Source organism: Porphyromonas somerae, assembly GCF_022845615.1.
Taxonomy (GTDB): Bacteria; Bacteroidota; Bacteroidia; order Bacteroidales; family Porphyromonadaceae; genus Porphyromonas_A; species Porphyromonas_A somerae.
Genome location: NZ_AP025559.1, coordinates 1,769,221 through 1,793,161 on the forward strand (window position 1 = coordinate 1,769,221; position 23,941 = coordinate 1,793,161).

At 40.6% G+C, this 23,941-nt stretch carries 14 protein-coding genes; 8 read left to right on the forward strand and 6 right to left on the reverse strand.

Features of this window, described 5'->3' with window-relative positions; translation table 11 throughout:
* The first annotated feature begins 40 nt into the window (after positions 1-40).
* From MWL85_RS07605 to MWL85_RS07640, 8 genes are all read left to right on the forward strand, one after another.
* Entirely contained in the window at positions 41-4,741 is a 4,701-nt protein-coding gene (locus MWL85_RS07605) for a fibronectin type III domain-containing protein (RefSeq protein WP_244400266.1), read from the forward strand.
* A 6-nt stretch (positions 4,742-4,747) separates the two neighbouring features.
* Positions 4,748-5,194, forward strand: coding sequence for a hypothetical protein (locus MWL85_RS07610; RefSeq protein ID WP_244400267.1), 447 nt, complete (start codon positions 4,748-4,750; stop codon positions 5,192-5,194).
* Positions 5,195-5,314: 120 nt separating this feature from the next.
* Complete coding sequence (locus MWL85_RS07615) at positions 5,315-10,699, forward strand: zinc metalloprotease (RefSeq protein ID WP_244400268.1); 5,385 nt, start codon at positions 5,315-5,317, stop codon at positions 10,697-10,699.
* 12 nt (positions 10,700-10,711) lie between these two features.
* On the forward strand, positions 10,712-11,416 hold the full coding sequence (locus MWL85_RS07620) for a hypothetical protein (protein ID WP_244400269.1): 705 nt from the start codon (positions 10,712-10,714) through the stop codon (positions 11,414-11,416).
* A 31-nt stretch (positions 11,417-11,447) separates the two neighbouring features.
* A complete protein-coding gene (locus tag MWL85_RS07625; protein WP_244400270.1) occupies positions 11,448-11,714 on the forward strand; it encodes a hypothetical protein in 267 nt (88 codons plus the stop codon).
* A gap of 630 nt (positions 11,715-12,344) precedes the next feature.
* Positions 12,345-13,706, forward strand: coding sequence for a PKD domain-containing protein (locus MWL85_RS07630; RefSeq protein WP_244400271.1), 1,362 nt, complete (start codon positions 12,345-12,347; stop codon positions 13,704-13,706).
* A 91-nt stretch (positions 13,707-13,797) separates the two neighbouring features.
* Positions 13,798-15,396, forward strand: a complete 1,599-nt coding sequence (locus MWL85_RS07635; RefSeq protein ID WP_244400272.1) for a TonB-dependent receptor — start codon at positions 13,798-13,800, stop codon at positions 15,394-15,396.
* Between the two features lie 11 nt (positions 15,397-15,407).
* Complete coding sequence (locus tag MWL85_RS07640; RefSeq protein ID WP_244400273.1) at positions 15,408-16,706, forward strand: leucine-rich repeat domain-containing protein; 1,299 nt, start codon at positions 15,408-15,410, stop codon at positions 16,704-16,706.
* An 85-nt stretch (positions 16,707-16,791) separates the two neighbouring features.
* On the opposite strand, the gene mobC is transcribed toward MWL85_RS07640, so the two are convergent.
* The 6 genes from mobC to mobV form a co-directional block, all read right to left on the reverse strand.
* Positions 16,792-18,807 (reverse strand): conjugal transfer protein MobC, encoded by a 2,016-nt coding sequence (gene mobC / locus MWL85_RS07645; protein WP_244400274.1) that lies wholly within the window; start codon positions 18,805-18,807, stop codon positions 16,792-16,794.
* A 153-nt stretch (positions 18,808-18,960) separates the two neighbouring features.
* Entirely contained in the window at positions 18,961-19,341 is a 381-nt protein-coding gene (locus MWL85_RS07650; protein WP_244400275.1) for an ATP-binding protein, read from the reverse strand.
* A 195-nt stretch (positions 19,342-19,536) separates the two neighbouring features.
* Positions 19,537-19,947, reverse strand: a complete 411-nt coding sequence (locus tag MWL85_RS07655) for an ASCH domain-containing protein (RefSeq protein ID WP_244400276.1) — start codon at positions 19,945-19,947, stop codon at positions 19,537-19,539.
* Positions 19,913-20,989, reverse strand: coding sequence for a GNAT family protein (locus MWL85_RS07660; protein ID WP_244400277.1), 1,077 nt, complete (start codon positions 20,987-20,989; stop codon positions 19,913-19,915). Before MWL85_RS07660 ends, MWL85_RS07655 begins: the two co-directional genes overlap by 35 nt.
* Positions 20,990-21,288: 299 nt before the next feature.
* The gene (locus MWL85_RS07665; protein ID WP_206340447.1) at positions 21,289-22,197 is read right to left on the reverse strand and encodes an MUN family extended-spectrum class A beta-lactamase MUN-1; all 909 of its coding nucleotides are present in this window, start codon (positions 22,195-22,197) and stop codon (positions 21,289-21,291) included.
* A gap of 312 nt (positions 22,198-22,509) precedes the next feature.
* Positions 22,510-23,814 carry a MobV family relaxase gene (gene mobV / locus MWL85_RS07670; protein ID WP_048927168.1) on the reverse strand — a complete coding sequence of 435 codons (1,305 nt, stop codon included), beginning with the start codon at positions 23,812-23,814 and terminating at the stop codon, positions 22,510-22,512.
* Between the last annotated feature and the right edge of the window lie 127 nt (positions 23,815-23,941).

The following is a 23,941-nucleotide window of genomic DNA, read 5'->3' on the forward strand; positions in this document are numbered from 1 at the left end:
GAGAAGTAATATTACGATAAAGGCAACAGAAAGCGTAACTATGAAGCAGAAGTACAACATAATACGTCGAATAATTTCATTCTTGTTATTCTTTATTGCGTCTATGTTACTTGGTGGTAGCATATCTGTTGCGCAGGTACGTTATCCAGTTCATGGGACGGTACAGGTGCTTCCTCCCTATGGGCTGTATTTGTCTGACTATTATGGTGGTAGTCAGGATCGCCTTGTCGTGACACTTCTCAATCGAGACTTGGAGCAGCCGTTGTTACAGGCACGTCTGCGAGTGCGGGTGAAAAACGGGAAGAACTTCAGCCTTGAGTCTCGTGATGAGATCGTCTATCCTATCCTTGAGCTCTCCCCCAATGTTCCTCTCCGCCTCACTTCTATAGATATAGCCCCATATCTACAACCTGACCACATCCGTCTGAGTGGTCGATTAGACAACGGCCGTCTACCAGTGGGTATGACAGAGTTCTCCGTACAGGTTGTAGAATACCATACTGGTCGTCCTCTGTCAGCATGGCATACCGGGAGAGCCTGGTTAGATATCAAAAATCCACCAATTCTCGATTATCCTCGCCCCAATGAGGTTATTCCTTATCGTGAGCCATTTACTCAGGTACAGTTCCAATGGATGCCACGCCATCAGGGAGTATCGGGTACCGAATACGAGTTTGTACTAAAGGAACTGCCCGATAATGGTGTGGCTCCCCAGTCTGCATTTGCCTACGGTATAGAGATCTACCGTACCCGCCAGCGACAGACACGCCTCTCCTATAGTGTCATGCAACCACTTTTGGAGAAGAACAAACGATATGGCTGGCAGGTTCGTGCCGTTGCTGTAACCGGCATCGACGAAATAGGAATGTTCGCCAACAATGGTTTTACCGAAATCGGTTGGTTTGAAGTTCGGGAGACTGTTTCAGCTCCTACAGGATTGACAGGTACTGCTGGTTATGGCAAGGTTGATCTGAAGTGGAATGGTTCACCTAATCATCAGGGATACATTATTCAGTATCACCCTATCACTGCTGGAGAGGACCAATGGATTGAGGCACGCTCATACGATTTATTCAGTACCCTTCATGGTATGAAGCTCGGTACAAAGTACGAAATTAGAGTCGGTGCTTATGGCTCAGACCAACGTCCAGTCTATTGCTCTCCTATTGAGGTGACTATCCCAAGTGTCAATGAAAGTCGTCTAGCAGAGTGTGGCAAGGGCTTAAATGTCGCTGAACGTATCCAAGAGCCAATCACTAATCTTCAGGTAGGTGATACGATTACCATAGGTCCGGACTTTAAGATGGTGACTACAGAGCTTCATGCTTTGGGTGATGGCTGGTATTCGGGCAAGGGCTCCACTCTTCTCACATGGATCTTTGAGTCCCGTATTGCTGTTCACTTCGATCGCCTCCGTGTGAATGTTCAGCGAGAACAGATCGATGGAGAGGTCTTTACAGACTATGATGATACCGAGAGCCAGATAGCCAATTCGGATCGTATCGATGATGGTGGTAGTGGTACGCATAGAGTGGAGATAGAAGTTCCTACGACATCGGTAGACTTTGTGATACCGGATATGCCGGAGGGTAGTACCTATGATGCCACTACTGGGTCATTGACCATCTATGATACTAATGGAGAGGTTCATAATGTGCCCATTCCCAAGAATGAATCAGGAGAGCCGACCTTCCCGATGTTGATTAAGGATTCCTCGGGTCAGACCTATGAAGTGAATGAACCAGATGAATCCACAGCTGAGGAAGAGACTTCCGATGATTCGACAGGAAGAACAGATGATCGTAAGAAAAAAGGTCCTCGTCCTGTACAGATAAAGAAGGTTGAGCAGATAACCGACTTCAACCGAGAAGGTCTGGATTCGGAATACCGATTGAGATTCAGCGGAGAGGGTAGTAGGTATGCTTTTGATAATGGAGAGGAGGCTTGGTATCAGAGTGCAGTTAAGCTAGACACCTACTACGAGCCACTAGACGAGAGCGGATATATCGCCCCATGGAAGCTGATACCTGTTGGCGAAAAGGATGTGGTGACAGTCACTTGTTCGGATGTTTCTGTTGATGCTACGACAATTCGTTTCGTGTTGGAGAATGGTGATATAGTGCCTTCTAAGTATGATAAGACAAAACGCAAGTGGCAACTAGAGCTTCCAAGTGTCGAGTCTGGAGAGAGGTATGAGGTCTATGGCCTTATAGACGGTAAGACAGCTGGTAAGCTCCGTGTAGTCAGCTATTCTAAGCAGAGACATCAGGTTACGATAGTTCAGACAAATAATTACGTGCCAGATGCGAAGGAAATAGAGAGCGAACTGAATGCAATCTATCACCCAATAGGGATTGAGTTTACTGTGCAAACAGATACCCTGTTCAATAAGAGCTGGGATCTGAATGGTGATGGACTACTGAGCATAGAGGGGAAGACACTCTTTGGCAAGTCTGTGGATGTGAAGGAGAGTAAGGAGATGCGTGCCCTACAGCGTCTGTACACTTCGACTACGAAGCGAGAAGGCATCTGTATCTTCTCACTGGATGGAGAGCAGGGGGTACATACGTCCGGCACACTGTTGGGAGAGATGCCTCGCAATAGTCGCTTTGGCTATGTCTTCACGAGTGGTTCACCAGACGTAAAGCAGCTGGCACACACCATAGCTCATGAGTTGGGACACGGACTCTTCACGCTTCAGCATACATTTGATGACGAGTATGGGGGTGCCAAGAGCCAGGGTACTACCGACAACTTGATGGACTACGGTACAGGTACTGACCTTGTCGCGTTCCAGTGGAACATCATGTCCAAACCTGCTATCTTCACCGCTCTTGATAAGGCAGATGAAATACAAATCGGTTTACATGAAGGCGAGTATTTAGGATTTACTCCTGATGGTAGAGTCATTAAGAGTTATCCCAAAAACTTTATTCGCCTTTTTGATGTAAAGGGTCGTTATGTATATAGTCTTTTGTGTGAAGATGGAATCGTTTATAAATGGGAGAATAACAACTATAAGAACCAAGATGGAGAATCATTTAATGTCCCAGACAGCCCTACAACTGGAAAAGTCGGAATATGGCGTAAAACTCCATATCCAGATTGCTATATACTATATCAACTAATTGAAGTTAAGAATTATACTAGTAAGGATTTTGCTAAAATCAAGCGAATCATTAATAACGTCAATGGAAAAAGTTGGAAAACAGATCTTGTATACAATGCTTCTCCTGATTGTATCAAACAAGCTCAAGAGGACGAGAAGGAAGGCTTTACATTCCCAGAAGTAGACGATAATTCTAACGTTAAGACAACAATAGGTAGATATTTAGACTCTACATCAAAATATCTTGGGTCAAATGTTGAGTTTGCATTGAATGGTAAAGTCTATCGTAAGGATGACAATGGAGATATTGAAGAACTTACTACTCCTCTTTCTGATGAGCAAATTAACAGTGGAGAATGGTCTGAAGACATATCAAATAAGGCACGTTTCACAATTGATGAAAAAGGTGTTTTACAGTTACAAGCTTTTGGATTAAAATCTACTATTACCAATAAGAATGGCAAGAAGATAAACCATAAACTTATTTCTGAGAATATTAGAAGCAAAACTAATTCTTTACTGAAATCGAATAACGTAACAGATTTAGGAGCCTCTTATATTAGTACGTCTGAAGTATTTGCGGATGGAGGTAAGATAGAGATAGACGCTACCTTTGCCAAGGTTATTTCTGAAGGTATTGGAATAACAACTACTTTGCTCAAGACTGGTGAAATACAGCCAACCGTATATTTATCGAGTTCAGATGCGGCTATTAAAGCACCAGGCTTAGTGACAGGCAGTACTGAAGTAGTTGCTCAGAAAGTAACCGATCTTACCAGTCTTGGAATGCTCGTCTATGACATAGCTACAGATGAGGATACCAGACGAAATTTAAAACAACAATTTGAAGGCATAAAGGAACAAGTCGGAGAGGATCCTAAAGAGTTATTCTCGATACTGGGAGAAGTTATTCTAACAATGGGTACAGGAAATACTCTTGAGGAATGGAATAAATCTCTGAATAGCAAAGATAATGGTGAGAGGAGCCACCTTGTGACAAGAGGCGTGGGTAATACTATTCTCTCTTTGACAACTGGAAGTGCTATTATCGGCAGCATGCCAGATATGGCAGAAAATCTAAATGATGCAGTAAAGAAAGTTAAGCGAATATCTAATACTCTTGACGATTTCATCATCAAATCTCTTCCAGATAAATTAGAAGACATCAGCAATATCTGGAAGACAAAATATCCATTGCCGGAAATGTTTGAAGGACGAACTATTTTCGAAGACATTATGGGGCATTATCGCTATACAAAAACTGATGGTTGGAAACATACTGCTGATATTGCAGATAATTTCAAAGGTGTTGATTTTTATAAGGGAATAGAAAGGGGATCTGATATTTATGCAGAAACCGCCGTTTCAATGAAGACCACAATAATAACGAATGTTGAGAATTGGCTGGCCTCGGAACCAATCAAGAAGAATATTAGGTTTCTAGAGACAGGTCTGAATATTGGAATAGAGAGCAATAAGAAAAGAATGTTTATCAATAATGCTGAAGTACATATTTATATGCCAAAAGCAAATATAACAAGCGTATTAAAAAAAGAATGGATAACAAAATTAAATGTAGTTTATCCAAAGATTAAGTTTGAAATAATCGCTTTGGAAGACTTTATTAAATGAAATATTATGAAGAAAAAGGAAATTAAAAGGGGTGATATTATCGAAATAGTTGGGGCAAAGTATGTGTTCCCTAAGGAACGTCCTATTGGATGTCTCGAATATAATAAATGGTTGGAGTTTATCAAAGACAACAAAGATCTTTTTGTTTGGTATGAAGATACAGAAGATGGAGTTTACCGAAAAAATAATCTTGACGAAGTTCCTCAATGGGCTCTTAAAACTGTTCTTGACTCATTAAATAGAACTATTGTTTATGGAACAAGTAAAATAGTTCAATCTTGTCATGATTTAATAATCAAATATGACCATTTAGATGGAATTGTCAGCATATCGATAGAAAAAAAAATGACAAAAGAGGTTGCAAGCATTCTTCTAAGAATGGCAAGATCCATTGGAGGAAAATTAGTTATCAACGGGACATATGAATTAGAAAGTATAGAACAGTTAGAATAGAATTTAAACTACGTTTATTATATAAGATACAACTAAGTATTTATATGTTAAAGTGCAATAAAGCAAGGGGTAATATAGTTTGACCTATACGCCTATGGTTTATTGTCGCTATTTTTGATTATGAGACGGTTAAGAATGAAAATAGGTGCTATAAAGTTTGGCTTACGTTGGATGCATAAGCTACTCTTTGCGTGTATTATTCTGAATGCCATCGTTGGTCTCAACTGTCAAGTAGCTGTTGCGCAGGTACGTTATCCAGTTCATGGGACGGTACAGGTGCTTCCTCCCTATGGGCTGTATTTGTCTGACTATTATGGAGGTAGTCAGGATCGCCTTGTCGTGACACTTCTCAATCGAGACTTGGAGCAGCCGTTGTTACAGGCACGTCTGCGAGTGCGGGTGAAAAACGGGATGAACTTCAGCCTTGAGTCTCGTGATGAGATCGTCTATCCTATCCTTGAGCTCTCCCCCAATGTTCCTCTCCGCCTCACTTCTATAGAGATAGCCCCATATCTACAACCTGACCACATCCGTCTGAGTGGTCGATTAGACAACGGCCGTCTACCAGTGGGTATGACAGAGTTCTCCGTACAGGTTGTAGAGTACCATACCAGTCGCCCTCTCTCTGCATGGCATACCGGAAGAGCTTGGTTAGATATCAAAAATCCACCAATTCTCAATTACCCTCGTCCCAATGAGGTTATTCCTTATCACGAGCCCTTTACTCAGGTACAGTTCCAATGGATGCCACGTCATCAGGGAGTATCAGGTACCGAATACGAGTTTGTGCTAAAAGAGCTGCCCGATAATGGTATAGCTCCTCAGTCTGCATTTGCCTATGGTATAGAGATCTACCGTACCAGACAGCGACAGACACGCCTCTCCTATAGTGTCATGCAACCACTTTTGGAGAAGAACAAACGGTATGGCTGGCAGGTTCGTGCCGTTGCTGTAGCTGGCATCGACGAAATAGGAATGTTCGCCAACAATGGTTTTACCGAAGTCGGTTGGTTTGAAGTTCGGGAGACAGTCCCTACTCCCACAGGCTTGACAGGCACCGCCGGTTACGGCAAGGTTGATCTGAAGTGGAGTGGTTCACCTAATCATCAAGGATACATCATTCAGTATCATCCTATCACTGCTGGTGATGATGAATGGATCGAAGCTAGCTCCTACGACACCTTCAGTACGCTCAACGGGATGAAGCTGGGTGTGAAGTATGAGATCAGAGTTGGCGCTTATGGCTCAGACCAACGTTACGTATTTTGTTCGCCTATTGAGGTCACTATTCCGAGTGTCAATGAGAGCCGTCTGGCTGAGTGTGGCAAGGGCTTAAATCTCCCCGAGCGTATACAGGAGCCAATCACTAATCTTCAGGTAGGTGATACGATTACCATAGGTCCGGACTTTAAGATGATGACTACAGAGCTTCATGCTTTGGGTGATGGCTGGTATTCGGGCAAGGGCTCCACTCTTCTGACATGGATATTTGAGTCCCGTATTGCTGTTCACTTCGATCGCCTCCGTGTGAATGTTCAGCGAGAACAGATCGATGGAGAGGTCTTTACAGATTATGATGCTACCGAGAGCCAGATAGCCAATTCGGATCGTATCGATGATGGAGGTAGCGGTACGCATAGAGTGGAGATAGAAGTTTCTACGACATCGGTAGACTTTGTGATGCCGGATATACCGGAGGGTAGTACCTATGATGCGACTACTGGGTCATTGACCGTCTATGATGCTAATGGAGAGGTTCATAATGTGTCTGTTCCAAAGAATGAATCCGGAGAGCCGACCTTCCCGATGTTGATTAAGGATGCCTCGGGTCAGACCTATGAAGTGAATGAACCAGATGAATTCACATCTGAAGGAGAGACTTCCGATGATTCTACAGGAAGAACAGATGATCGTAAGAAAAAAGGTCCTCGTCCTGTACAGATAAAGAAGGTAGAGCAGATAACCGACTTCAACCGAGAAGGCTTGAATTCAAATCTCCGTTTGACCTTCAGTGGAGATGGTAGCAGGTATGCTTTTGACGATGGAAAGGAGGTCTGGTATAAGAGTGCAGTTAAGCTGGACAGCTATTACAAGCCATTAGATAAGAACGGATATATCGCCCCATGGAAGCTGATACCTGTCGGCGAAAAGGATGTGGTGAAAGTCATATGTTCGGATACTTCAGTAGATGCTACGACAGTTCGTTTTGTCTTGGAGAATGGTGATATAGTCCCAGCCAAGTATGATAAGACTAATCGTGAGTGGCGACTGGAGCTACCGAGTGTCGAATCATGTGAAGAGTACGCTGTATATGGACTTGTCGAAGGTAAGACTGCCGGCAAGCTCCGCGTGATCAGCTATCAGAAGCAGAGACATGAGGTGACACTTGTTCAGACTAATGATTACGCTCCGGATGTGAAGGCAGTGGAGAGCGAACTGAATGCAATCTATAATCCGATAGGAATTGCGTTCACGGTGCATACTGATACCCTGTTCAATAAGAGCTGGGATCTGAATGGTGATGGACTACTGAGCATAGAGGGTAAGACACTCTTTGGGAAGTCTGTGGATGTGAAGGAGAGTAAGGAGATGCGTGCCCTACAGCGTCTATACGCTTCGACTACGAAGCGAGAAGGCATCTGTATCTTCTCAATGGATGGAGAGCAGGGCGTGCATAAGTCTGGCTCACTGTTGGGCGAGATGCCTCGCAATAGTCGCTTTGGCTATGTCTTCACGAGTGGTTCACCAGACGGAAAGCAGCTGGCACACACCATAGCTCATGAGTTGGGACACGGACTCTTTACCCTACAGCATACGTTTGATGACGAGTATGGAGGTACCAAGAGCCAGAGTACTACAGACAACTTGATGGACTATGGTACAGGTACTGAACTTGCCGCATTCCAGTGGAATATCATGTCCAAACCTGCTGTATTCACGGCTCTTGATAAGGCAGATGAAGTTGCTTTGTATGGAAAGATCTGGTTCACTCCGGATTGGCAGGCTTTTAAGTTTGATGAAAGCAAGACTATTGTCGGCAATAATACGAACGCAGGCACTGTGCCAGGTATAGTTTACAACAAGAAGCAGTATAAATATGACTACGATAAGAAAGCATATATCTGCAGAGGTGAACCAGCATTACCAATAGAGATAGTTAATTTGAGGGACACCTCCACAGAGGAGGTATACTTGTTTGGAGTAACCCATGATTGCAAGGCATTAACCTATAGTACCACATACAAGTATGCTATTGCCCACAAATCAAATATTGATTATAGCGATACAAAGAATGTACATCCTAAGGAGGTTTGGGAGTGTGCTAAGGAGCCTGCCACTACACACTATTTCAAGATAGACAGAACCTCCCTAGAATATGTCAAGTATGCTAAAAAGCAAAGCATAAAAGTCGAAGATGGGTTGTCAAAAAACAAAGACTGTTTGGATAATCTTCTAATAGAGATTAACAAGCAGAAATCCACAAATGACAAGTCTGTTGACATTCTTGGTGCAGTACTTGCAGATAAGATCAAAACATACGAACTGTTTAATGCTAAAAAATTCATCGTTGCGTTTGCAGAGACGAATCATTTATCCGAGAGTCAATCAGATTGGCAGGAATTAGCACAATCTCTTTTTGATAGAGCGAATTTGGGCCCCAATGATATTCTCATCACCATTCCGTATGTCATACTTGACGGTCTTCTTACGGATGGCAGAATATATTATATGCCCGGTATTGCCAAGGGCTCAGCTGTGGAACACGATGCAAGTACTTTAGGTTCTGATTACTCTCATACCCAGGAAAAAGGCAAATACCAAGCAGGAGCTAAACCAGAAGGTGTGTATCGTTTCATTTTTGATGTCTTTAGGAGCACGAAGAAAAAGGTAGCCATTTATCGAGGTTTCTATAATGCATCAAATGTTATCGACATCATTCCTTACTATAATGAAGAGTCCAACTATCCGTTCAATAAAGCTATTTTTGCTTATAAGCAGAAAGGTTGTGAGGAGTTGGCACAATTGTATGTAAAAGAACAACGTGATATTAAAAATGCTATTTCTCAACGGTACGAACAAGATAGACGTAGTCCGATTGAGATAGCCAAGATGCAAGATTTAATTCATCTGGCAGCTAAGAGAGAACAGTTACAACTCTTAGAACAACTATCGAATCAGGTATCTTTATCTGACTTTGAACCTTGGGCTGCCTCCTCACCTATTGAGTACAAAGAGGAGTTTATAGAACAAATAAACAAGAATGGGCACAAGAATTATGAAGCCTATCTGTCGCTGTATGCATACGAGGATCTGAGAGCACAATTGCACTATTCTAAAGTTGGTGGTTTTGATTTTGACCAAGAGGCGACATTTACAGACAAGACCGACTGGTGGCTATCGTCGTACGTAGATAAACCAGTATATAATACTCTTGATCTGGCTTCTGTTGTGCTTGGCGTTTTCAGTCTTGATGTCATCCCGGATGCACTGAATCTTGGATATAGTCTTGTAAGAAGAGATTATGATAATGCCATTGGTTCCGGACTCAGCTTACTTATAATCGGTCCAACAGGTTATGCTAGTAAGACAACTATACCAAGAGGTCTTAAGTATCTGCGTCGGAGTGAGAATGGTGTCGTTATAGCTGTAGACAATTCTGATGAAGAACTAAGATCTATCATCAGAAAGTCAAAGAACGCTTTTGAGCCAGGCGAATTAGATAATCTCGACAATGTTAGTAGGGATGAACTCTGGAGATTAGCCAACAGAGAGAATTTGTTCCAGAACTTGGATAAATGGCTAAATGAAGTGCCTCAAAATGTCAAAGATATCATTCGAGGTTGGGATAATGACTACAAGTTACTGCTGAACAAAGACTTGTCATCTAGCTCAACTGGTGCAGAGCTTAAATCTCTATTGGCTTCAGCAGAAAATGTAGAGATATGGAAGTATTTGAAGGATGATCCCGCTTATGCTTTTGAACTGGCTAAAGACAATAAAGATTGGGAAAGATGGTCGAAGATTAACTTCTTTAAGGATATCACAAAAAGAGGCAAAAAATTTGAATCTGCTATTTTGAATAAAATGATAACCAGAAGTGGGGAAGAATACAATGCCCTCAAAGCATTAGTACCTGACTTGGATGATCGCAAGCTATTGATTCAAATACAATTCTGCTTACCAGGATTTTCTTCTCCTTGTTCCGAAAAGGGACAGTTCTTTATTGCTGACCAAGTATGGATCAAGTATAATAATACAGGTAAAGTTGTTGATATGGTAATAGTTGATACGAAACTAAGCAAGACGACAGCATTCACATATGGGCAGGCTAAAGGCAAGAATGGGGTTGGAGGAAAGCTTACGTATAAGCCAAATGATATTAAGACATATGATGCTTTGGATATTAGATTACCAAAAGAAATCAAACAGGATGATGAAATACCATTAAGGGCGTTTTATAAAATGTACGGTGATGGCAGAAATAAATTTATAGGAATTGAATAAAAAGAAACGATTATGGCAATAGAAGTAGAAAGAGAATATATTCAAAAGTGGGCTAAGGTACACTTACCAGACTACAAGTCAAGAATTGCATCAATGGATTATATCATCTTTACAAAAGATGATAGCAATGTTTCTATAGAGACTAGAATTCGCACTCTATTTTATGGAACTTTACTGTCATTTGCTGGATTTACTTTGGTTTTCAAAGAATTTGAACGCATTTTCCTAAATGTTCTTGAAGACAACGTAGATGTATTATTGTTAAAAAAACATTATGGTGATCATTTTATAACAGCTCTTTATGACTTTTCATACTCTGATTACTATGTGTTTCCAAAGCAATTGGAGTCAGAAGAGGAGCTAGAAATATATCTACAAGAATTTGTAAAGTGCGTTCGATATCATGAGAATGTTATCTTCCCCTATTTGAGTGACATTACAAACATGGCGAAATATGTAGGAAGTGTACCTTTTGAAAGAAGCTTAGAAATTAATGTAGGAGGAGGATATCCTGTTAGTTTTTTTAAGAAGCTGGCGATTTTAAAATGGGGTGGCTATGAGGAAAGATATGAAGAGTACAAGAAAGGGCTGGAAGCTTTTATTGAAGAGGGTTTTTCTGATCCAGAAGAAGCCGTCGAAGCCCCATTGAACAAGGAAGGTTTTGTTAATCTAATAAACTATCTCGAAAATAAACCTAACCCCTTTCTTAAATCTTAATGCCCAAAATGAGATAATACAAACGTAAATAATGTATGGAATAGAAATTAAAAGAGAAATGAGGCAATGGCTAAATGAAGTGCCTCAAAATGTCAAAGATATCATTCGAGGTTGGGATAATGACTACAAGTTACTGCTGAACAAAGACTTGTCATCTAACTCAACTGGTGCAGAGCTTAAATCTCTATTGGCTTCAGCAGAAAATGTAGAGATATGGAAGTATTTGAAGGATGATCCCGCTTATGCTTTTGAACTGGCTAAAGATAATAAAGTTTTACAAAGATGGAGTCGAGTATGAATAAAACTTTGAAGTTAAACTTCCATTACTTTGCCCTTCTAGTTGCTATAATTTACTTATCATTCTTGAATACAGTAATTTATGAAGACTATTGGACAAATAAAGTTGATAGAGCTTTCGGAAAATTAGATTATTTAAAACCTTATATTAGGAGGGGGCTTTATATAGATTTCTCGGACTATTTGGATAATAGACCAAGTTGTAGAAGAATTCTCATGCTTGATTTTGGTGAACATTGGCTATATCATTGTTTCATTTTTATTGCTCTCATAGGATATATTATAGTGCCTATAATTTTAAGGCTCAACAAGTGCAAATTCAAGAACCCATATTTTGCCTTTGATGCTTTCTTTTGGTTGCTATATTTTTATGTTTTTATTTATAATAGCATTGTCAATTGTCCTTTATACGGTGTTATACCATTAATAGTCCTGTCTCCAATGTGTTTGACTTTAATGGTTTGGCTTAGAATAAGACAGTATAAAATCTTGCTTAACTAACTTGTATAGTATAGTGGAAAATGTTCTCTTTTGTTTTCTCTATTTGTTTTGACTAATCGAAATAAGAATGAATGTAATAAGACAATTAATAATATGTTGACTCAGAAATCCTTGTTTTAATGTTTTAAGTATGAAGATGAGATATAAAACACCTTTGGTAATATTATTTTCATTGTTTTTCGTGGGAATTTCTTCTTGCTTAAAGGAGCAGGCACCCCCAATAGCAGCCGAGTTTTCCTTCGAACTGGCGGACGGGAATCAGACATCACCTGTTACTATTAAGCTCACAAATGAGAGCTTTGGCGCAGATAAGTATGAGTGGAGCTTTGAAGGAGGAGCACCATCGACCTCGACATCAAAGAACCCTGAAAATGTGACTTTCGTAGAAGCAGGAGAACATATCATTCGATTGAAGGTATCTAATATGGTCGAAGAACGTATCGTGGAGCATACCATCAGGGTGGACTCTGCCGTAAATATTGCCTTTGACATTGAAATACTGGTCAATGACATTGCACCTGCTGATGTCAAAATAATCAATAGAACGCAAGGAGGAAGTACATATAGTTGGACATTCGAAGGGGCAACGATTACGCATTCCGATATGCAACATCCCGGTACAATTCACTTCAATGAAGGAGGAGAGAAAGCTATAAAACTAATTACCTCAAATGGAAGTAAATCTTTCGAACAGGTGAGGAAATTTACTCTAAGAGAGCCGATGAAAGCAGATTTTGACTTAGTCCCCCTAGCGAAAGATAAGGACTGGGAAGCACCAGTCACTGTCCTCGTGACCAATCATTCCACCAATGCACTAAGCTATATGTGGAAGGCAGAGGGGGGATCAATAGCTGATAATAAGTCTGCTGATCAAACAAGCATACTATTCGCTAATCCCGGCACATATGTCATTGAGCTTATCGCCAATGATGGGAAAAGGCCTATCTCAGTCAAAAAAACAGTAACGGTCAAACAAAACTCGGGGATACTATATCACAGTGATATTAAGTTCGGTATCAGTCAAGCAAAGAACAGTATAGGATGCTTTTACTCTGCTAATCTATCTCAAGTGCTAACATCTAAGGAAATCGATGATAATAAACTGGGGAGTAACCTGGACATCGGATTCTTTGGGCTTAGCTCTACATTTGATTACTGTATGTTCTTTTCGCCATCTAAGTCTAAAGAGCATGCGTTTGGAGCCATACCTAATGCACCTGTCACAACAGTCCTCAATATGCCGTCTCTCTATAATCTCAATATTACTTCAGCAAGCTTTGATGGATTGAAAAAATCACGTGACTTCGACCAATTCACCATGTATGAGGGTAAGTATACAGATTTTTTTAAGATGGGAGATGACCCCCATTTTGTTCTCTTCCGTACTGCAGATGGCAGACGTGGAATCATCAGAGTCAAAAAATGGGTGCGGGCAGGAACTGAATCATATATACTCACAGATATAAAAGTCGAAAAACGTCCAGAAGAATAGTAGCACGATGAAATACTTCACTACAAAACACCTCTATTGTGTCCTGCTTCTCATAATGACAATAGGCAATGTTTATGCCCAGAATGTGAATGTGGAGGAGGTAATAAATATCAATAAGAAAAAGCCATTTAAAATCAATGGTAATATTTCTGCAAGCGGAACCTATTTTAAGTCAAATCAGATGACAGGTAGACAGCCATTTACCTATCAACTAGCAGGAAGTGTAAATTTGTCTTTTTATGAACTTATAAATATTCCATTATCAATCAATTTAAATAACTATGGAGCCAATTTTACCTATCCGTCACTACCAAATAGGTTGAGCCTTCATCCATCCTATAAGTGGGCAAAAGCTCATATCGGTGATGTGTCTATGAGTATGAGTCCTTATACGATGAATGGGCATCAATTTACAGGTGCAGGCATAGAATTGACTCCAGATAAATGGCAGATTATGGCTTTTGGGGGGAGATTACTGAGAGCTGTAGATTATAATCCGGAAATACCTAACCTCATGCCTACTTATAAGAGAATGGGATACGGTGGTAAGTTGAGATATGATAGTGATAAATTCTTTGTGGGTGGCACAGCATTGGTGGCGAGGGATCAGGTGAAAAATCAATCATTTGTAATGGATAGCCTCGGAATTACGCCAAAGCAGAATATGGCATTCAGCGTAGAAGCAGGCATCAGTTTGATTCAGAATCTGACTCTTTCAGCCGAATATGGGATAAGCATCATGAAGAATGATATAAGGACACAAGCGACACCAAATATATATCAAGCCGTAAAAGCAGGGTTAAACTATACTTTTCTTAAGAATAATATTGGTGTCGCATACGAACGTATTAGCCCAGACTACCAGACTCTGGGTGCCTATTATTTTAATAATGATTATGAGAATGTGACTATGAACTATGCTCGCCCATTTTTCAATGATAAGTTACAACTCTCTGTCGCTGGAGGACTTCAGAGAGATGACTTGAACAATGCCAAAGCTGAAAAGAACAGGAGAGTAGTAGGCTCAATAGATTTGAACTATACACCCACCGAACGTCTCAATGCATCATTATCGGCATCCACATTCCAGGGTCATAGAAATCTGAAGTCGACTTTTGATTACATCAATGCACAGACTCCCTATGATAATCTGGACACCCTTAACTACACTCAAATAAGTAATAATATTGATTTTAATCTGAACTGGATCACTCGTCAAACCGAAGTGCGTTCGGATCAGTTTGGATTCAATGTCAGTTTCCAAGAGGCTGGAGATAAGCAGAGGCAATATATCTTACCGGGAAACCTAACACGTTTTTTGAATATAAGTACATCCTATGGAATGAGTTTTATCCCACAAAATGTAAATATTAATTGGGGATTCAATGCAACCAATAACTATTCATCTATGCTGAATATGCTGACGGTCGGTCCTATAGTGTCTGTGTCGTGGAGAACGCTCAAAAATACGTTGACTACCTCTTTGTCTTTCTCAGGAAATAGGACATATCAAGAGAAAAAGGCTTTGGCTGATATCTATAACGCGCGGTTTTCAGCAGGATATCGCTTCTGGAAACGACATAGTCTTCAGTTTAGCATCATATATCAAAAGCGTGACTTAAATGACAATTCAAGCATACTGGATATTTATTCCGCCACATCTGTAATGACTTATTCAAGGAACTTTTAAAGTATAAATCAATGAAAAATTTTACATACATACTGTTTTTCACTTCCATGCTTTGCGTAGGTTGCACGAAGCAGTTGCCAGAAGTTTATATCGATGGTGAAGTAGGTAATGGATCGAATGGAGTTGGTTCTGCTGGAATCAAAGAAGATAGCTTGGCGATAGTTCAGCTGTACAAGGAACTAGGTGGTGACAAATGGTATAGAAGAGAGAATTGGAATTCTGACAAGCCATTAGATATGTGGGAGGGGATATCGGTAGAAAACATAGATGGTAGAAAACGAATTGTTTCGTTAAACTTATCTAGGAATAACCTACAAGGATCTTTGAGCCCTATTATTGGCAAGTTATTGGAGATTAAGCATATTGACTTGTCATACAATGAAGGTTTAACTGGCAATTTACCGCAAGAGATTTATGGGTTGGTAAACCTGACTACTCTTCGCTTGTCATATTGTTGCTTTACAGGGACTATTCCAGCTGAGATAAACAATTTATCTCAGTTAGATACGTTAGACCTGAGAAATACTTCTGCAGTGAAAATGGGAGATAATTGGGTGACAAAAATGTTGACTTTTAGTGGCCCTCTTCCTTCTGAGATTGGAGATCTTCAGAAATTAAGGTATTTATCGCTTGGACATAATCTATTCTCTGGAAAAATACCTACATCAATAGGCAAATTAACGATGCTCGAGTATTTGGATATTGAATGTTGTATGTTTGCAGGCGAAATACCTAAAACTATTTCAGGTCTTAAAAACTTACGATTCTTATACGGTGGTCAAAACTTATTTTCGGGAAGCATACCAGATGATCTAATGTCTTTGCAAAAATTAAATGAATTAGCATTTGAACAAAATAAGTTGGAAGGAGAGATCCCAGCTACGATAGGCACATTAAAGGAATTACGCTATCTTGATTTGAGTAAAAATGAAATTTCTGGTCAACTTCCCCAATCGCTAGTCAATCTAGAGGCATTGGAAGGTATATACTTGCATAACAATCAAATTCAGGGTAGAATTCCAGACGGATTTGGTGAAGATAAACAACCTCATTTAATGCGTTGTGATCTCAGCAATAATAAGCTGGTGGGCTATTTGCCCAAAATAGTAAATAGAGGATGGTCTAAGGATATGAAAAGTTATCCTGGACATCAGTATACTGAATTTGTGCTGAAAGGTAATAGGTTGGCTGGAAATATACCTTCAGAATATTTGCAGAATAGTTATTTGTTGTCTTTAATAGTCCCTCAGCAGGTTGGTTATTCATTTCATAATTATGATCTAAAAGACAATTTCCCTTCTTCTAAATAATATGAGTGAGATGCTAGTCAATACAGCAGAAATGACTGCTTAAACATCTTACGACAAAGAATATTTTACTATCCTCGAAGAGCATTTATGAATTACAGCCATCTTTAATTAAATGTGAGAGATGTGGGGCTGACTTGATGCGAGTGATTTCACTATCTACTAGGGTGAGCACCTCTTGTTTGACACGTTTGTAATTGGCTTCGATGGCTTCTTGGAGACCATCGGAGCCATCTTCTTTGGTGAAGTCTGCTATTGTGGGGATGGGGTGGTATCGCTTCATCTCGGTGGAGACTTTGGCAGAGTCCACGACAATCTCTGCATGAAAAATCTTTTGCTCGATACGTTCATCAAAGTTATCAGACACAGCCCCTACGAACATACCTTGTGTAAGGTTACTAATCTTGCTCGCAGGAATCAAGCTATCCATCTGCGTAGATATAGATGTGGATTTGTCATTACGGTTGATGGTCATAGACTGCCGTTGTTGTAGAACCTTACCGAAACGCTCAGAAAGCGTCTTAGCCGTTTCTCCCACGATCTGTCCGCTAAAAACATTACCCACCGTGTTCTGTATCACCTTACTCTCCTTATCCCCATAGTCTCGGGTCAGCTGCGAGAAGTCTTGAAAGCCTAGACACACAGCGACCTTGTTACTACGTGCTGTGGCGATCAGGTTATCAAGACCACGAAAGTAAATGGTTGGTAGCTCATCTATAATCACCGAGCTTTTAAGTTGATGCTTCTTATTGATAAGCTTCACAATGCGGCTATTGTAGAGTCCGAGCGCAGCCGAATAGATGTTCTGTCGGTCGGGGTTGTTCCCTACCACAAGCACTTTCGGCTCATTAGGATTGTTGATGTCTAGAGAGAAGTCATCTCCCGTCATCACCCAGTATAGAGCGGGAGAAATCATTCGTGAAAGCGGTATCTTGGCACTAGCTATTTGCCCCTGCAACTGATCTTGTGCACCACCCTCCCAAGCGTCCATAAAAGGCGAAAGGTAGTTCGCCAGCTCATCGTAAGAGGTGAGTATCGGGAATATCTGGGCATACGGTCGATTCAAGAATTCTATGGCATGCGGAAAGGTGCAATACTTCCCCTCCTCGTATATCTTCAAAAACCAAATGATAGCTGCAAGCAAGATAATTGGAGACTCTACGAAGAAATCACCTTGCTTCTGAATCCAGGAGCGGTTCAGATTGAGCATGATGGTGTAGGCACTTTCGTAAGCATCTGATATATCAGTCATAAAGGCTGGATTGATGGGATTACAGCGGTGCGACTTACGAGGGTCATCAAAGTTAATCACAAAGAACTGTGGTTGTACCTTATAAGCACCCAAATGGGTACGTAAATGGTTATAGGCAATCTCCGATAGGTCAGGGAACTTGTAGTCGTAGATGTACATCGCAAAGCCTTTTTCAATCTGCTGTTTGATGTAGTTATTTACGATAGCGAAAGACTTGCCCGAGCCAGGCGTACCCAAGACCATTGAAGCTCGAAACGGATTGACCACATTGATCCAACCATTGTTCCATTTCTTCTTGTAGTAAAAGCGTGTCGGCAGATTGACCGAGTACTCGTTCTCCATCAGTCTCGTCTCCTGCATGAAACTCTCATTCTCTGTATTGAACACATCGTCCATAAGGTTGTTTTTCAGCAGGCGACTCATCCATACGCCAGCCATCAGCAGGCAGATATACCCCACAGAGAGTGTGAAGATGTAGAGCGAAGCTGCACCAACGACTCCAATCGGAAGTGCCAGCAGCCACCAATTGAGGAAGAAAAGTACAAACCCAATGGCTAAGACCGTCCAAATCTTAGCCCAAGTAATCTTCTCTTCCTTAACTCCACGAGTTCCTAAACAAGAAAGAGCAAGGAACAGCACACAAAAGAGCTTCGTCCAGAGAATCGAGGAGAAGAGCCCTGCTGTCCGTTGAAAGTTCATCAGAATCTTATCGAGTACCGAGAGCGTCAAGCCCCAAGTGTGGAATGCTTCATAGCAAAACCAGTAACAGTTAATGAGAAGGAACAGTACAGAGATCCCTCTCATAAAGTCCATAATCTTGCCCAATGCTCTCAAATTATCTTCTTGTGCCATAATGTCCTTTATCTTAATATCTTTGCAAATATAAGAGTTCAAAGTGACGGGCACTTATAATTAGGAGATGAGAGTGAATTTAGGGGAAGAATAAGGCACAATAATTCAAAGGCAGAAAAGTGGAATTGGAAGATTTAACTAAAAAATGCTCGCTCAAATATATGGATTTATAATATCAAGAAGTAAATCCGATTCATCTGCTGTCAAAATAAAGCATGGGAGTTTTAGTACAGATGCAACTTGTTTCGCGTATTCTTTTTCGCAGCTTTGAAATTCACGTAAAAAATCGATGTCATAATCCTTGTTGTCTCTTGTCTTGAGCCTATTTTTTACCACTTCTTCATCGGCTGAGATGACAATAATAAGAGATGGATTCATATTGATAAAAGTGGATAATGGAACTTCTTGAATACATCCACTACAAGTTAAAAGACAAAAATGACCATCAAGCAATATGGAGTTGGTTCCTATTTCATCTAATAATGACTCTAATGCCTGAACTAAAATGTCTTGATTCCCCTGAAGATCAATCACTTCTTTGTCCTTACTGTTTTCCCAGTTTATTAACTCACGGATGAATAGTAATGCAAATCATCTTGTTTATCTGTAATGGATTTGCAGACAGAACTTTTTCCAACTCCATGAATTCCTCCGTCAAAAATTATTCAATTCATAAGCTTATTCTGAACTACTGTTCTTGATAAAAGGATGTTGGCATATAGGACGAGTTCACTTGAGTTTTAATAATTCAAAACTGCACTCCTCTATATATCGAAAAGACTGAGGAGCGACAAATGTTTCATTATGAATCCTAGGATCAATTGGTTTTTCGTATAAGCGTGGTTCTGTAATTTGCAGGGCAAAGCCAGTTTTCTTACCTTTAAAATACTGATCAAAGCGTTTTTTTGAAAGACCAGAAACTTTAGAGGTTTTACGCCAAATCTCTTGAGGAGAGTCTTCAATAATCCGTTCAATCCGAAACTCGCCGACAATTTTCCCAACGGGCATTGTAGCGTAGACTACGACTTTAGAAATATCAGTCATTTTAAAAATAGACCTCCTATATTCAAAGAGCTTCTCCCCCTCAAAAATGTCCTTAACAAACTCAGGCTTTATTGACAACAATATATTCATCGACATTGCCTAATTTAAGTATTTTCTCAAATTGGTTATCTGTAAGCTCTATGAAGCCAGCATAAGCATCCCGACTAATTCCGACTTTCTCGATAAGATCTTTTCGAATGACCCTTGTTGTCAAAGCCGCATTGTAGGTCATTTTTATTACTACAAGATTCCTCTTGTTGAACAGTTTAGCAAGATCCTTTTCATCAAAGATGCTATAAGCATTTGCATAGCCAATATATTCCTCTACAGAGGAAAAATCATTACGTGTTTTTACCTCTTCTACACGGCATATAGATGTTACTACACTTCGATACTCTGCATTACCCTTTCCGTCTGATGTCCGATATATAGCTAATAAATCCCCGGGCTTCAGATTGTCAAGACCTATCATATAGGATACATAGATTTTATGTATGCTATTTGTATGAGAAACATCCTTAATTAACTCGTATCTCTCTTTTCTTTCGTTGTGAAGGATTGAGTCAGGGAACATACATGTATGAAATTCTGGATATATCGCTAGAGAGTATTTTTTGTTACCACGTATCGGAATCAATGGATAGTCTTTCAATAGATCACCAGTAGTGTCAACCAAGCTTTTCACCAATACTAATTCGTCTCCTTTCTGTCCTTTTTGAATAAACCCGTATTTCTTAAGCATCTTAATGAGAGCTTCATGCTTTGGGAATATTGTAAGATAGATTTCCTTTACCCGCTCTGTAATAGCGACATCGGCAATCCTTTTAATAAATCGTTCCCCAAGCTTAGTATTATGTGCATCAACTTTGAATGTCCCCACCTTGAGACGTTTAGCAGAAGGAAGTATAGGAGAAACGTCTTCTATAATGCCTTCTTCAATCTTAGTGTAGAGAAATGCCTGAATATAGCCTTCCTCATCCATTAAAACAAAAGCGGTCTCCGATTTTTCAGCTTTCCGATTAAACCAGTCAGAAAAACCTTTATAGTCTTCTTTGAGACTGTCGAAAAAAGGGTCGTTTAGATTGATTGATGAAAAGGAAACAAGATCAAGTCTATCCTTATTGGTTTGTTCATTCATAATTATTCTATCATGTCATAATGTTCAACGTATGCTCTGCACAAAATTACTATTTTAGATTTTCAACGGTTTAATATAACCGTTTGAAGAATAAACATTTAACTGAGTATTTGAGAAACAGTGGTAACGAGTTAGCAACTGTGCTATTTTCAGCGTTTTGCGGTGCTATACTGTCAAATAACTCTTTCATTTGCAAAGTTATTACTTTTTATTGAAACGCACACTTTTCCGATATGAAATTTAACAAAAAGTCTCCAACAAATATATGTTAGAGACTTTGATTCATTACAATTGGATTTTTATTTATTCAAATGACGATAAACTATATTTGATATATCTGCCATTATTTTGGCGTTATCATCATCAGACTCACGAGAATCCTTTATCAAAACGACAATGTAGCACTTCTCACCGTTGGGAAGATATATCACTCCTGCATCTCCCTCGCTTATCTGTATGCCATCAGCAGTTCGGTTAGAACGTCCCGTTTTATGCCCAAATTTTATATCGGTAGGCAACCCCGCTATTAGTTTGTTCTTGCCAGACACACAATCAAGCATGGCTGTCTCTAAAAACGCAAAATGCTCTTTTGTCAAAATATTTTCTGTATGAAGTTTCTTGAGCAATTGCGCAATAGCTAATGGTGTGCTCCAATTGTTGTAGCATAACATAATGTCCGTATGCATGCTTTCCTCTGTCTCCGTGAAATTCATATCCTTTATCCCAAGAGATTTTATGTAGGAGTCCACTTTATCAATACCACCAACAAACCTTATTAACCAATCGCATGTGTTGTTGTCGCTAATCGATACTGTGTATTTGATTATATCCCTATAAGATATACGAATCCCTTGGTCGGGATATTTATCCCTTAACGGGCTATACGTGTTTTTCAGCATTTCTTTCTGTTTGATATACACCATTTTGTCCAGCGGAATATTCTCTGCTTCCATTTTTTTCAGAGCTGTCACTGCTATATGGAATTTGAATACACTCATAGTGGGATATTTGTCCTCGTTGGCAATGGCAATTATATCGTCATTATGGATAATTGCTACCCCGACAGACGCTTGCTTCCCTTTGATAATCTTTTCAATTTCTTGGGTCATGTTCTGCCCGAAAGCCATAATGCTGCAACAGCAACAAAGCATAACTGATAATAGCGTTTTTGTCATGTTCATTTTTGATAGTGGAACTTTTTGTTTCATATAGTTTTCTTTTTTGCTTCTTAGCCCAAAGAAGCGGATGCTCAAATGCAGAAACGTGGACTACCAATGCAACATTCTAAGTCGAAGGTCGTAGGAAACCTAAATGCACGAATGTAGTATAGCAGCCCACGCTATATGCGTGAGAACCACTATGCCATCCTTGTGCAGTGTCTTGAATTTCCTACGTTCTCGACTTACAAGAAAGCATAACGCTTCTTTTTCTTATGTCTTGGATAGAGTTGCCTCAATCCGAGTGCAAAAGTACAAAAAATCCGTGATATGTCATTCAACAATCACGGACTTTATTTTGATTTACAGTTGCATACCTCTGTTTTGTCTTGGTTTCGGTATTCCGATAGCTTCCCTAAACTCGTTCATCTTCTTTCTGAACCAGCTTATATGTGATACTCCATCAATCTTGAAATCGAACTTTCCATTTTCATCCTCTTTAATGGAGCAGACGGCACGTTGGGTTTCAAAGCCTTGGTTGAACTCGGAAGAATGTAGCTTGCCTTTTATGGGAACGTCCTTGAATGTGCATAATCTTCGGATAATATCGTCATTGAAGCCCAAGCGTTCACGCAGGAAATTTATTGTCGGTATCAGCTTCTCCACATATGGGAAGTAGCGTTTCACAAAGTCTGTAAACTCGGACAATTTGCGGTGTCGCAGCTCGTAAGCGTCTGTTATCTCCTGTATGTGTTTCGCCTGTTGCTGTTCCCTTTGTCGGGCTTCTTCTTGAAGTTCTGATACACGCTCATGCAGATTCTTGTTCTCCCTCTCCAGCGTCTTGACCTTGTTGCTGCCGAAAAAAGAACCGACACTCTCGGCTATGTTGGTCGCTGCGGTCGTGGCTGCGCCTTTCAGTTTCTCAGTCTGCACCTCTTTCTTGGCTTGGCGGAGTTCCTGCCGTGCCGCTTCTTTCCGCTCCTGCAAATCTACCACTTCCGCTTTGAGGCTATCGACAAGTTTCTGTGTGTCCCGATAATACTGCTGCGTGGACTTGTGCCGTGCCGTTGAACCGTCTATGCCACGCTGCAATCCGTACTTTGCCATCGCAATGGCGTAGGTATCTTGGTAGGTCTTCAATTTCAGCCGTGTCATAATGTCATCGGCACACAGTCTTACGGTGTCGGTCGGCTTCTTGCGGTAGCGTTTCTTTGTCTGTTCCTCCCGTTTCCTGCGCTTACGTTCCCCCTTTACGATTGGAACAAGGGTGATGTGTATGTGTGGCGTTTCCTCGTCCCGATGAAGGTGCGCAGCCACAATATTCTCCTTACCGAACATGAAGGCAAAGTAGCTCATGTTGTCGGCACACCACTCGTCCAATCTGCCTTCTTTTTCGATACGCTCCATGTCCTCATGCGTTCCCGACACGATGATGCGGATTGCCTGTACTTGGTTGTTACCGATTTTGCGTGTCAACCCTGCGTTTTCCAAACGGTGTTGGATGGCTGCTGTTCGGTCTTTCACTCCATCGGGATAGTCGATGAGTTTTCGGTTAAGATGCGTGCGAGTTGGATCGGCGTTCTTCGGTATGATAAAACGCTCGATGTGGGCGGTCGTTCCGCTGTCGGAACCGTGCGCCTTTTCCATATGTAATACGACAAATCCCATATATGGTTTTCCTTTCTTTTTTAGCTTGTGAAACAATGGTTGATTATTCTCCTGTACGGCTTCTGCCGTTGGCTTGGGAGAGTCCAGAGAGGTGCAACCTCTTTGGCTTATTGGGGAATTTTCAGCG